The 13,009-nt window shown below is 59.8% G+C and carries 12 protein-coding genes; 5 read left to right on the forward strand and 7 right to left on the reverse strand.

What is annotated here, in order from left to right:
- Positions 1-42: 42 nt before the first annotated feature.
- Positions 43-594 carry a polyhydroxyalkanoate synthesis repressor PhaR gene (gene phaR / locus GS612_RS04665; RefSeq protein WP_152458474.1) on the forward strand — a complete coding sequence of 184 codons (552 nt, stop codon included), beginning with the start codon at positions 43-45 and terminating at the stop codon, positions 592-594.
- Between the two features lie 64 nt (positions 595-658).
- On the opposite strand, the gene GS612_RS04670 is transcribed toward phaR, so the two are convergent.
- From GS612_RS04670 to GS612_RS04700, 7 genes are all read right to left on the reverse strand, one after another.
- Complete coding sequence (locus tag GS612_RS04670) at positions 659-1,873, reverse strand: DegT/DnrJ/EryC1/StrS aminotransferase family protein (RefSeq protein WP_171639227.1); 1,215 nt, start codon at positions 1,871-1,873, stop codon at positions 659-661.
- Positions 1,874-1,986: 113 nt separating this feature from the next.
- Positions 1,987-3,291 carry an FAD-dependent oxidoreductase gene (locus GS612_RS04675; protein ID WP_171639228.1) on the reverse strand — a complete coding sequence of 435 codons (1,305 nt, stop codon included), beginning with the start codon at positions 3,289-3,291 and terminating at the stop codon, positions 1,987-1,989.
- A gap of 8 nt (positions 3,292-3,299) precedes the next feature.
- On the reverse strand, positions 3,300-4,658 hold the full coding sequence (locus tag GS612_RS04680; RefSeq protein WP_152458471.1) for a glutamine synthetase family protein: 1,359 nt from the start codon (positions 4,656-4,658) through the stop codon (positions 3,300-3,302).
- Positions 4,658-5,338, reverse strand: a complete 681-nt coding sequence (locus GS612_RS04685) for a type 1 glutamine amidotransferase (protein WP_171639229.1) — start codon at positions 5,336-5,338, stop codon at positions 4,658-4,660. Before GS612_RS04685 ends, GS612_RS04680 begins: the two co-directional genes overlap by 1 nt.
- A 58-nt stretch (positions 5,339-5,396) precedes the next feature.
- Entirely contained in the window at positions 5,397-6,716 is a 1,320-nt protein-coding gene (locus tag GS612_RS04690; RefSeq protein ID WP_171639230.1) for a glutamine synthetase family protein, read from the reverse strand.
- A gap of 132 nt (positions 6,717-6,848) precedes the next feature.
- The gene (locus GS612_RS04695) at positions 6,849-9,035 is read right to left on the reverse strand and encodes a xanthine dehydrogenase family protein molybdopterin-binding subunit (protein WP_171639231.1); all 2,187 of its coding nucleotides are present in this window, start codon (positions 9,033-9,035) and stop codon (positions 6,849-6,851) included.
- 3 nt (positions 9,036-9,038) lie between these two features.
- Positions 9,039-9,503 (reverse strand): (2Fe-2S)-binding protein, encoded by a 465-nt coding sequence (locus GS612_RS04700; RefSeq protein WP_171639232.1) that lies wholly within the window; start codon positions 9,501-9,503, stop codon positions 9,039-9,041.
- Between the two features lie 141 nt (positions 9,504-9,644).
- On the opposite strand from GS612_RS04700, the gene GS612_RS04705 reads away from it, so the two are divergent.
- From GS612_RS04705 to GS612_RS04720, 4 genes are all read left to right on the forward strand, one after another.
- Positions 9,645-10,247, forward strand: coding sequence for a TetR/AcrR family transcriptional regulator (locus GS612_RS04705; protein WP_171639233.1), 603 nt, complete (start codon positions 9,645-9,647; stop codon positions 10,245-10,247).
- Between the two features lie 138 nt (positions 10,248-10,385).
- Positions 10,386-11,381, forward strand: a complete 996-nt coding sequence (dusA, locus tag GS612_RS04710; protein WP_371809290.1) for a tRNA dihydrouridine(20/20a) synthase DusA — start codon at positions 10,386-10,388, stop codon at positions 11,379-11,381.
- Positions 11,382-11,396: 15 nt separating this feature from the next.
- The gene (locus GS612_RS04715) at positions 11,397-12,221 is read left to right on the forward strand and encodes a sulfite exporter TauE/SafE family protein (RefSeq protein ID WP_171639235.1); all 825 of its coding nucleotides are present in this window, start codon (positions 11,397-11,399) and stop codon (positions 12,219-12,221) included.
- Complete coding sequence (locus GS612_RS04720; RefSeq protein ID WP_171639236.1) at positions 12,218-13,000, forward strand: hypothetical protein; 783 nt, start codon at positions 12,218-12,220, stop codon at positions 12,998-13,000. Before GS612_RS04715 ends, GS612_RS04720 begins: the two co-directional genes overlap by 4 nt.
- Positions 13,001-13,009: the final 9 nt, after the last annotated feature.

Consider the following 13,009-nt stretch of genomic DNA (forward strand, 5'->3'; position numbering starts at 1 on the left):
ATAACCTGTGCTGCAACGCATCATCCTTGGGGAGGGAACCCGGTGTCGGACCAAGAAAAACCGCTGCTTATCAAGCGCTATGCCAGCCGTCGGCTGTATAATACCGAGACCAGCGATTACGTGACGCTCGAAGATATCGCGGGGTTCATCCGTGACGGGCGCGAAGTACAGATCATTGATCTGAAAACCGGCGATGACCTGACGCGCCAGTATCTTCTGCAAATCATTGCCGAACATGAAAGCCGGGGTGAAAACGTGCTGCCGGTGAATGTACTGAATGATCTGGTGCGTAGTTACATGCTGCCGGGCGGGGGGATGATGCCCCAGTTTCTGCAAAGCTCGTTCGAGATGCTGCGCGAAAGCCAAAACAAGATGATGGAAAACATGAGCGCGATGAATCCGATGTCTCAGATGCCGGGTTTTGACGCATTGCAGGCGCAGCAACAGGCTTTCCTGAAGGCGATGACCAGTGGGCTGTCCAGCGGATGGTCCAGCCCGGAAAAGGAAGAGGACAAGTCCGAACCGAAAGAGGATCTGGACGACATCAAGAAACAGCTGGCCGAGTTGCAGCAAAAACTGTCCAAGTTGAACTGATCCGTTCCGAACAAAGAAACAGGCCCGCATTGTGCGGGCCTTTCTTGTTCAAAGCGCCGTTGCTTTAAGTGCCATAAACCGGCATGGGGCCGGTCACTTCGCCAACCGATGCCAGCAGGATGTCTGCAATCACGTCCAGCTCTTCGCGGGTCAGGCGGACGGGCAGGCGCACGTCACAGGCCTTCATCAGCATGTCGCGCGTCTTGGGTAGGTCGAAACTTTCTGGCAGGAATTGCCAGTTCCAGAAGACGCGGGCGTTGTCTTCGCTCAGACCAAAAACCTGAACCTTGACGCCGCGTGCCTCGGACGCTGCGGCAAAGGCGCGGATCTCATGTTCCTGCATTCCGACAAGATTGAACTGGATCGAATCCGGCGCACGCTGCTCGGGGGGCAGGGGGGCGGGAACTTCGATATGAGACGAGGTGTTCAGGCGACCGGCCACGTAATCATGGTTCGCCAGGCCATCGCGGACGCGGCGCGCCAGTTCCGGAAGTTGCGGACGGATCACTGCCGCGCTGAGGTTGCTCAGGCGAAGATTGTACAGCGGCAGCTTGTTCTGCCAGCGGGCAAAGGCCTCTTCCAGTTCGGGTGAATTGTCGCCCTGCGGACCTTTGTGCTTTTTCCAATTGTGTTCATACGCGCCGGACATGATGACGGCCCGTGCGACAAGATCGGCATCATTCGTGATCAGGATGCCACCTTCGCCGGCATTGATCATCTTGTAGGATTGGAACGAGAAACATCCGACCTTTCCGATCGTACCGATATTGCGGCCATGCCATGTGGTGCCCAGCGAATGCGCGGCATCCTCGATCACCGGAATGTTTCGTGCGTCGCACAAGGCCATGATCGCATCCATGTCGGATGTATGCCCGCGCATGTGGCTGATGATGACTGCCTGAACGTTGTCCAGCTTGGCCTCGAAATCGGCCATGTCGATGCGATAGTTTTCACCCACTTCGCACAGAACCGGAATGCAGTCGGCATGGACAACCGAAGACGGCACGGCCGCGAAGGTGAAGCCGGGGATCAGAACACGCGCATCGCGAGGCAGGCCCAGTGCTTTGAGCGACAGAAACAGCGCGGCCGAACAGGACGACACCGCCAAGGCGTATTTCGTGCCCAACAGTTCCGCGAACTCGGCTTCCAGCAGGGCCACCGGGGCATCCTGCGGTGCGGTATAGCGGAACAGGTCACCTGACTGCATCAGGGCCTCGATCGCGTCCTTGGCGGCGGCAGGGATGGGTTCGGCGTCGTGAACGTTGGGGGGCAGCGTCATATTTGGAATTCCCGAATTCTATCTTTGGGAAAGATAAAGATAATCGGAAGGCAATCCAAGCCCTCAATCGCCGGGCAGGCGAAAATTCACCAATCTGTCGCAATTTACGTGGATCAGACCCCAAGCCGGTCGCGCAGTGCGAACCAAGTCATGGCCAGCACCAGAAGCGGGCTGCGCAGGGCAGGGCCGCCTGGAAAAGACAGCGCGGGCACGCGTGCCATCGTGTCAAACCCTTCGGCCTGACCCTGAATCGCCATCGCCATAAGGTGTCCGGCATGGGTCGCGGTGCCGACACCGTGACCGGAATATCCCGAAGCCGAAAGAATATTGGGTGCGACACGGGCCAGATACGGCATCCGCCGCATTGTGATGGCCAGCGTTCCGCCCCAGGCATAGTCAATCTTCACATCCCGCAAATGCGGGAAAATCTCGGTCATCGGTTTGCGGACCTTGGCGGCGACATCTGATGGAAAGCGATAGCCATAGCTTTCGCCGCCTCCGAACAAGAGGCGGCCATCGGCGCTGAGGCGAAAATAGTTCACCACGAATTTCGTATCCGCAACCGCCACATCCCGGGTCAAAACCCGGGCGGTGTCCTCTCCAAGGGGTTCGGTGGCCGCAATGAAATTGTTGATGGGCATGACCCTGGCGGCGACGGAACGATTGAGGCCGCCCAGATACCCGTTGCAGGCCAGAATGACGTGCTCGGCCCGAACGTTGCCGTGTGCAGTTCGGATCACAGCCGTCTGGCCCTCGTCAATACCGGTCACTTCGGTGCTTTCATGGATGCGAACGCCCGCTTTGGCCGCAGCTTGCGCCAATCCCAACGCAAAGTTCAAAGGGTGCAGATGCGCCGCACCCATATCCAGATACCCCCCGTGATAGGCGGGCGACGGGCACAGCGAATGACCCGCGTTTTCGTCCAACAGCTCGATCTGGTCGTATCCGTACCGCTCGGAAAGATGGCCGGCATGGTCATGCAGTTCTTTTTGTTCGGATTTGCTCAGGCCCAGAACGGCGACACCGGGTTTCAAGTCACAGGCGATCTTGTGTTTTGCAATCAGGGATTTGACCAGATCCTTGGCGTCTTCGGCCAACTCCCACAGCTTGGCGGCGTCAGCGTCGCCTACAAGACGCTCGAGGTCTTCCTGGTCCATCCGCTGCGCGCTGCCCAACTGGCCGCCGTTTCGGCCCGACGCGCCAAAGCCGACGCGGTGCGCTTCAAGCAGCACGACGTCGAATCCGGCTTCGGCCAGATGAAGGGCCGCGGACAGCCCCGTATAACCGCCACCGACAACGCATACATCCGCCTTGGTGTCTTCTGACAACGCGGGAAAGCGATCCATCGGATGTGCCGTCGCGGCATACCAGCTGTCAGGGTACTGGCCCTTGCGGTCATTGGAATAGAGCAGGTTCACGGAAGGTCTCAGACGTTGATCAGCAGATGTTCACGTTCCCACGGAGAGATGACCTGTAGGAACTCCTCGTACTCGGCCCGTTTGACGATGCCGTAAACGCGGGCGAATTCGGGGCCCAGAACTTCGTGCAGGGCAGTGGCCTCGTCGAACAGGTCCAGCGCTTCGCCCATGACCTGCGGGATATCGCCCTCGCCTTCATAAGCGTCGCCATAGAACTGACGACGTGGGCGTTCCTGCTCGACCAGGCCAAGATAGCCGCAGGCAAGCGACAGCGCGATGCCCAGATACGGGTTGCAGTCCATCCCGGCGATGCGGTTCTCGACGCGCCGCGATTCAGGGCCGGACAGGGGCACGCGAATACCGGTGGTGCGGTTGTCACGGGCCCATTCCAGATTGATCGGTGCCGCGTGATCCTTCACATAGCGCCGGTAGGAATTCACATAGGGTGCCATAACCGCCAGACCAGCGGGCAGGTGGTTCTGCAGACCGGCGATGAAGTGGTAAAACGCGTCCGTCTCACCCCCTTGAGGACCAGAGAAGATGTTCTGACCGGTTTCCATGTCGATGATCGAGTGATGGATATGCATGGCCGAACCCGGCTCTTCCTCGATCGGTTTGGCCATGAAGGTGGCAAAACAATTGTGGCGCAGCGCGGCCTCGCGGATCAGGCGTTTGAAATAGAAGACTTCATCGGCCAGTTTCACCGGATTGCCGTGACGCAGGTTGATTTCCAACTGCCCGGCGCCGCCTTCCTGCGTGATGCCGTCGATCTCGAACCCCTGATGCTCGGCGAAATCATAGATGTCGTCGATCACCGGGCCAAACTCGTCCACGGCCGTCATGGAATAGGCCTGCCGCGCCGCGGCCGGACGGCCGGAACGCCCCATCATGGGTTTGATGCCCTGCGCCGGGTCCACGTTGGGGGCAACCAGAAAGAACTCCATCTCTGGTGCAACAACCGGCTTCCATCCCTTATCATGATAAAGCTGCACAACACGCTTGAGCACGTTACGCGGGCTGTAAGGGATCGGATTGTCATCCCGGTCGTAGGCGTCGTGGATCACTTGCAATGTCCAATCCCCCGTCCACGGCGCAGCGGAAGTGGTCGAGAAATCGGGCTTCAGGATCATATCCTTTTCGATGAACCCGTCATCGCCGGCCGCTTCGCCCCAGCCCCCCGTGATGGTCTGGTAAAAAATGCTGTCGGGCAGGTGGAAATAGGATTGCTTTGCGAATTTTGATGCAGGCACCGCCTTGCCGCGCGCAATACCCGGCAGGTCCGAAATGATGCATTCAACTTCGTCTAGTCGTTGCCCATGGAAATATGCCTTTGCGGCTTCCGGCAGTTTATCGGTCCAATCAGCCATCAGGCTCTCTCTTTCTTTAGAAACTCGGCCATGTGGCGCGCGATTTTGGCGTTGTCGTCCGGGGCCGTCTCGCGATTTGCGGCTTCGCGCATCAGGTCTTCGGGCACCACGCCCTTGCCCCGTGTCCGCATCAGGCCCGCCACGAATCCGTTGGTGAATTCCGGGTGGGCCTGTACTGTCCAGATTGCGTCCCCATAAGCCAGCATCGCGTTTTCGCAGAAGGCATTCCGGCCCAGAACCCGCGCTTCCTTCGGCAATTCGACAACCTGATCCTGATGCCAGGCATTCAGCCACAATCTGTTGCCGTCATATTCGTATTCCGTACGACCCACGGCCCATCCTTTCGAGAATTTCTCGACCTTGCCACCCAGTGCCTGAGCAATGATCTGGTGGCCAAAGCAAACGCCGATCAGGGGTTTTCCACTTTCCCGGATCTCGCGCACCAGCGCTTCCAGCGGGGCGATCCAGGGAAGGTCCTCGTAAACCCCGTGGCGCGATCCGGTAATGATCCATCCGTCCGCATCATCCGCACCATCGGGGAAAGTGCCGTCCACGACGGCGAAGGTCACGAACTCGAACCCGTTGTCACGCAGCAACGCGGGGAAAAGTTCGTCATAATCCCCGAATTCGTCCTGTAGCACTTCGGGGGTGTGGCCGGTTTGTAGAATACCGATTTTCATGTGTCACCAAATTTGATCAAATTAATCCTAACCGAGACTGGTTGACGCGGCAAGGGGGTCAAACCGTCTCGAGATAGCACAGCCAGTGATCCTCGGGCGGGATGTTCGCAAATCGGGTGATCTCTTGTCGCTTGGTCATGGTCAGATAGCGGATCAGGTCAGCGGGGAACATCCGGGCCACCAAGGGATCCGAGGCGAACCTGTCAATCGCGCTCGACCAATCCGGCATCAGTTGAGGCAGGTCCGAGATGTCATAGGCGTTCCCCGTGATCGGGGCAGGTGGGGTCAAGCCGTCCTCGATGCCGACAAGTGCCGCGCCCAGAACCGCGGTCAGCATCAGATAGGGGTTTATGTCCCCGCCGGCGACGCGGTGTTCGATGCGCCGTGCGGTGGGCGCTCCGCCCGGGATGCGAATGGCAGCGGTTCGGTTTTCATAGGCCCAGCAGGCGCCCGTGGGCGCATGTGCACCCGGTACCAGCCGTGTGTAGGAGTTGCCGTGGGGTGCAAATATCAACGTACTGCCCGGCATGGCCGCGACACAGCCCGCTATGGCAGACCGCAATATCTCGGTGCCTTCCGGCCCGTTGTTGTCGAACACATTGTGTCCGTTCTGGTCCAACACCGAGAAATGCACATGCATTCCGTTGCCCGCGTCATCGGCATAAGGCTTGGACATGAAGGTGGCCGCAAATCCGTGCCGGCGCGCCAATCCACGCGTCAATGCCTTGAAAAGCCACGTATCATCAGCACAGCACATGGCGTCCTGATGGTTCAGGTTGATTTCGAACTGGCCGATACCGCTTTCGGAAATGGCCGTCTGCGCGGGGATGCCCATTGCGGCGCAGCCATCGTACAGGTCGGTAAAGAACGCCTCGAACGCGTCCATTTCGGCAACCGACAGAACGGCCTCATCCGCAAGGCGCCGCCCTGTGATCGGATTCACCGGTGGTTGCGGCTGCGCGCCAGAAGCGTCAACGAGTGTGAACTCCAACTCCGTCGCGGCAACAACGGACCAGCCGCGTTGCGCATAGCGGTCGAGTATGGCGGACAGGGCATGCCGCGGGTCGCCCGGGAAGGGTACGCCGTCATCATCATACAGACACATTGGCACCAGCGCTGTTTCCGTATCCAGCCAGGGCACGGGGACCGGGCCGCGTTCGATCGGGCGCAGCACCCCATCTGCGTCGCCGGTTTCAAAAACCAGCGGGCTTCCTTCGATATCAGCGCCCCACAGGTCTACGTTCAGTGCCGAAAACGGCATTCGCACGGCGCCTTTTCCCAGTTTGTCGGCATAGCCAGGGGGCACGCGTTTGCCTCGCATCTGACCGTTCAGGTCACATGCGGCAACGCGAAAATTGTGCAGGGCTCTCAGATCCATTGGGGGCTCCGTCGGTGAAACTCCCCAGTGATTTACTTCAATGGATGTGCTTTGTCACCAAATTTGATCAAATTTTGGCTTGGGTGTTCAAGGAACGCCCCGCGCCGGTGTGACCGGCGCGGAGAGCTGTTTTCAGGCAAAGCTTACGCCATGTTCTTCCATGGGCAATTGCGCGACATGCAAACCTGACAGGGCCTTGATCGCATTGGCCAAAGCCGGTGCCGACGGTGGCGTGCCGGGTTCTCCGACGCCGGTCGGCGCTTCGGCCGATGGCACGATGTGCACGTCGATTGCAGCAATATCCCCGATACGCAGCGGTTCGTAATCCGGGAAGTTGTATTGATCCACAGCCCCGCTTGTCAGGGTGATCTGGTCACGCATCACATGGCCAATGCCATAGCCGATGCCGCCTTCCATCTGGGCCCGCACGATATCGGGGTTCACGGCGATACCGCAATCCACGGCACAGGTGACCTTTTCAATCCTGATGCCACTTTCCGGATCGCCCGAGATTTCGACCACTTCAGCCGCGTAAGACCCAAAGGACTTGTGAACGGCAATCCCCTGCGACCGGCCTTCTGGCGCATTGCCCCAGTTCGCCTTTTCGGCCGCCAGCTTCAAAACAGCTGCCTTGCGCTGCTGGTCCGGGTTGCTGCTGTCGGACAGATGGGCCAGACGGAACTCCACCGGATCACGACCGGCGGCCTCGGCCACCAGATCCATCATGGTTTCCATCGTATAGGCGGTGTGGGTGTGCCCGACCGAGCGCCACCACAGAACCGTCGTCGCCTTTGGCGTATCGGTCAGACCCACCGCCATGCCGGGGATGCTGTAGGGGCTGTCCGAAACGCCTTCGACCGAGCTGTGGTCGATGCCGTCATGAACCAGAACAGCCTCGAACGGGGTGCCCTTGATCACGGATTGGCCGGCAATCTGGTGCTGCCACCCGACGATGTTGCCTTCGGCGTCCAGACCCACACGAACCTTGTGGCCAAAGGCCGGTCGGTAATACCCGCTGCGAATGTCGTCTTCGCGCGTCCAGACCAGTTTCACCGGGCGAGAGCGGTCAGTGACGACAAAGGCCAGGGCGGCCTCGACCTGATAATCCGCATCCGGGGTGGCGCGGCGCCCGAACGACCCGCCTGCCAGCATGGTTTTGATGTGGATCTTCTCGGCGGGCAGGCCAAAGATCTGCTGGTAGGCCATATGAGGACCCGTCGGCATCTGTGCCCCGTCATGCAGAACGATGTCTCCGTCTGCGGTCTGCTCGATGGTGCAGTTCAGCGGTTCCATCGGGGCATGGGCCAGCAGTGGGAAGTAGAACGTTTTTTCGACGACCTTGTCCGCGCCGTCGATGGCGGCTGCCACAGCGGCAAAATCCGCCTTGTTGACGTTATACGTGGGCTCAGCCTCCAGCGCGGCCATGATCTCGGCCTTGATCTGGTCCGAGTTGCGGGTTTCCGCGCCGGACATGTCCCATTCGACCTCAAGCGCATCGCGTGCCTGAATCGCGGCCCAGGTGTTCTCGGCGTACACCGCGACGCCCGCCTGATTGGGCAGAACTGCGGCGCTGATATAGCCTTTGACCTCTTTCGATGCGCTGTCATCAAAGCCCAGCGCGATGCCGCCCTTCGCTTCGGGGCGTTTGATCATGGCGATCATCTGGTTGGGCAGGTGAACGTCCATGGCAAACATCGCCTGGCCGTTGCTTTTGATCGCCGTATCCGTGCGGCGCACCGTTTCATTTCCGATCAGGCGGAATTCGGACGGGTCCTTCAGGCGTGGCTCTGCCGGAGCATCCAGTTGCGACGCAGCGGACACGAATTCAGCGATCGGAGCCGACTTGTCGCCTGCCTTCACGATGCCGTCTTCGATGGTGATGCCGGATGCATCCACGCCCCAGCTTTGCGCGGCGGCGTTGATCAGCATCTCGCGCGCGGCAGCACCGGCCTGACGGTATTGCAGCCACGAATTCGCCATCGCGGTCGAACCGCCGGTGCCCTGGAACGGGCCGAACAGCAGGTTGTTGTAGACATTCGGATCCGAGGGGGCGAACTCGTATTCGATTTGGTCCATGGTCAGGCCGATTTCTTCGGCAATCAGCGTCGGCAGTCCGGTCGCCGGGCCCTGACCTTTTTCAAAATGTTTGACGATGGCGGTCACGGTGCCATCGGCATCGATCTTCACAAATGGATTGAACTGCGCGGTCTCGGACGAGGCCGCGGCCAGCGCACCGTCCGGACGGGTGCCGACCAGGAGGACGGCACCGGCAGCGGCGGCGCTTTTCAGAAACCCACGGCGAGAAGTGTTGATGGTCATGGATCAGGCCTCCAGAATTTCAGACGCGCGCTGGATGCCGGCGCGAATGCGTTGATAGGTGGCGCAGCGGCAGGCATTGCCGGACATGTACTCGTCAATCTCCTGGATCGACGGTTTCGGGTTCTCGGACAACAGCCCAACTGCCGACATCACCTGGCCCGACTGGCAATAGCCGCACTGGACGACATCCAGTTCGACCCAGGCCTGTTGTACCGCGGCACCGATCTTGTCGTCACCGACAGCTTCGATGGTCGTGACTTCGGCGTCTTCGACGTCTTCAATGAATGTCTGACAGGAACGGACGGGCTCACCATTCACGTGCACGGTGCAGGCCCCGCAGGATGCCACGCCGCAGCCGAATTTTGTGCCGGTCAGTTTCAGTTCGTCTCGGATCACCCAGAGAAGAGGCGTTCCGGGTTCGGCATCAACCTCGTGGGTCGTGCCGTTCAGGTTCAATTTCAGAGCCATGATGAGGGGGTCTCCTGTTGGTGCTGGTTTCCGCAATTGGTAAACTCGCAGGTTTACTTATGGCATATAGTTTTGCCTCTGTAAACTCTTGCGTTTACCTAGTGTTTGACCAGGGTACGTCAATAGGTCTATAGCTCTGACATGAACGAATGCAGCGCACAGAATGCGTCCAAGCGCGCACAGATCATCGAAGCTGCCGTGGCCGAGTTCCAGGAAAAGGGCTTTGCCGCGGCCAGTATGGATCGCATTTCAGCAAGGGCCGAAGTGTCCAAGCGTACGTTGTACAAGTACTTTGAAAGTAAAGAAAACCTGTTCCGCTCCATCGTGGTCGAATTGTCCAACCGCTTTGCTGAAGTGCTGGAAATTCGGTATGAAAAAGGTCGCGATATTCGTACGCAACTGACTGAACTGGCCTGGGCCGAAGGGCGCATTCTGATGCGGCCCGATGTTATCGCAATGGCCCGGATGGTGATCAGCGAAACCTTGCGCAACCCGACGCTTGCGGCGGAAGCGCAGGGCAAGCTGGACAAGACGGCGACGTTCATTGCCATGCTCAAAGATGCGGCCGAGGATGGGCAGCTTCGGATCGATGATCCGGAACGGGCCGGGCGCGAATTCATTGGCCTGATCAAGGCGCGCGCCTTCTGGCCAATGCTGTTTACGGGTGGGGTGCTCAGCGAAGCCGAGATGACGGAAACGATCGAAAGCAGTGTCCAGATGGTGATGAGCCGATATGGTGTCTGATCGGAAGCAGTTGGATCCTGATGGACGCAGTCGGGACGTCGTCAGAGGAATGTGTTAGGGCTTTTCGACTTGATTCGGATGGGCAAGGCCGCTGACAGTCCATCGGATTTCGAAGCATAGCAAGACGGAGGCGTTGCTGTGACAGGCAAGGCAACACAGTCTGCGCGTTTAAGCGTGGCACCCATGATGGACTGGACAGACCGACACTGCCGCTATTTCCATCGGCTGCTCAGCGCGGAAACGTTGCTGTATACCGAGATGGTGACGGCGCCAGCGCTCGTGCGGGGCGGGGCGTTGCATCTGTTGGACTACTCTCCCGAGGAACACCCGGTTGCTTTGCAACTCGGCGGCTCTGATCCGGAAGATTTGGCGCAGGCCGCGAGACTGGGGGCTGAGGCCGGGTATGATGAGATCAATCTGAACTGCGGCTGCCCGTCGGATCGGGTGCAATCCGGCACTTTCGGCGCGGTCTTGATGAAAGACCCGGCCCGCGTTGCCGACTGCGTGACTGCCATGTGCGAAGCGGTGAATGTGGATGTCACCGTGAAATGCCGCATAGGAGTCGATGATCAGGAGCCCGAAGATGTATTGCCCGCGTTTCTGGGGCACATCAGCGCGGCAGGTTGCCAAAGGGTGACAATCCATGCCCGCAAGGCGTGGCTGCAAGGGCTGAGCCCCAAGGAAAACCGGGATATCCCGCCTTTGGACTTTGACCTTGTGCATCGGATGAAGGTTGAGTTTTCGGATCTTCACATATCGATCAATGGCGGCATCAACACGCTGGACGAGGCAGCCGCACATCTGGAAGCCGGTCTGGATGGGGTGATGATCGGCCGGGCTGCGTACCATCAGCCGGGCGATGTCCTGTCGGATGCTGACCGACGCATCTTTGGTACCGGAACGACGCGTGATCCGTTCGCGATCGTTCAACATATGGTGCCTTATGTGGAACGGCACCTTGCCAATGGCGGGCGTTTGCACCAGATCACGCGTCATATGTTGGGCCTTTTCGCAGGTCGTCCCGGAGCCCGCGCATGGCGGCGCGCCTTGTCTGAAGGGGCTGTGCGGGATGGGGCCGGACCCGAGGTGATGCTGCGGGCGCTGGATCATGTGGCGCCCATGGCAGAAGTTTAAGCGGCAGGGGGAACGATGCCCGAGACGATGTTGCTGGCCCAGATGCTGGGCCTTTTGCTTGCGATCGGAGCGCTGGCCGGCGTGCTTGCCGGATTGCTGGGGGTCGGCGGTGGAATCGTCTTGGTGCCTGCCTTTTTCTATGCGTTTCAAACTCTTGGCTACGGCGGCCCGCAGTTGATGCAACTGTGTCTGGCCACGTCGCTGGCCACGATCATCGTGACATCGGTCCGATCCGTTCTTGCACACAACAAAAAGGGTGCGGTGGATTGGGATATCCTGCGCGGTTGGGGGCCGGGGATCGTCGTCGGTGCGATCATCGGAGTTCTTGTTGCCTCGGCCCTGCGGACCGAAGCTTTGCAGGCGCTGTTCGGCATATTGGGAATGGTGATCGGGGCCTATCTGGGGCTGGGTCGTTCGGAATGGCGGCTGGGTGATGTTATGCCCGGTGGGGTAAAGCGGGCCATCCTGTCCCCCGCGGTCGGGTTTCTTTCGGTTCTGATGGGAATCGGCGGCGGCAGTTTTGGTGTACCGCTGATGAGCCTGTACAACACGCCGATCCACCGCGCCGTCGCAACCGCCGCCGGGTTTGGTGTGATCATCGCCGTGCCCTCGGTCATCGGGTTTTTGTTTCTGGATATCGCACCGGAACACCGGCCTCTGCTGACCATTGGGGCGGTCAATCTGGTGGCCTTCTGTATCGTCGTGGCTATGACGATGATCACCGCGCCCTGGGGGGTGAAGCTGGCCCATGCGATGGATCCGAAACCTTTGAAGCGCGTTTTCGCCGTGTTCCTTACGCTGGTGGCGCTCAATATGCTGCGCAAAGCGGTGGGTTTGTGAAGGATTTTGACGTCAGGGGCTGGGTGAAATTCCCGTATGATCCAGTGCTTGCGGCCTGGGTAGGCCATGCGCTGCCTGCCGCACGGGCCGCGGTAACGGACCCGGCCCATGCTGACTGGCTGGATTGTGACGGGACGTGGTTCATCGGTGTTGACGCGTTGCCCAATGACGCGCAGGGCAGGGTTGGCCAATCGGGGCCTTTGGCTGGAACCGCCATGTCATTCATTGCAGGGCGTTACGGGCAGTTGCCGCTTCACAAAGGCCAAGTCTCGGTCATGCATCCTGGGTATCCACGCCCACGTCGGGGGGAAAACGAAGCCGCCGCGCGGTATCGCAGAAATCGGGACGCGGCTCATGTGGACGGTTTGCGCCCGATGGGGCCGGATCGTCGCCGCCGGGTGGAAGAACCGCACGCCTGGATTTTGGGCATACCGCTGACCGAGGCCAGCCCGGATGCGTCGCCCATGGTGTTGTGGGAAGGCAGCCATCATATCCTGGGCGCGGCGTTCAGGCGCGCCCTTGCGGGGACGCCACCAGAGCGTCTGCATAAAGTCGATGTTACGGATATCTACCAATCCGCCCGTCGCGAGGTTTTCGAAACCTGCCCGCGAATCGAACTGCCGGCCAAGCCGGGCGAGGCTTACGTGCTGCACCGCCTCTGCCTGCACGGGGTTGCCCCCTGGGCGGAAACGGCAAGCGCAGGGCCGGATGGACGGATGATCGCCTATTTCCGCCCGGAATGTGCCGGGGGTGTGGCGGAATGGATCGAATCCACTTAACCTCCTGTC

Origin of the sequence: Ruegeria sp. HKCCD6157, from assembly GCF_013110685.1 — a bacterium.
Classification (GTDB): Bacteria; Pseudomonadota; Alphaproteobacteria; order Rhodobacterales; family Rhodobacteraceae; genus Ruegeria.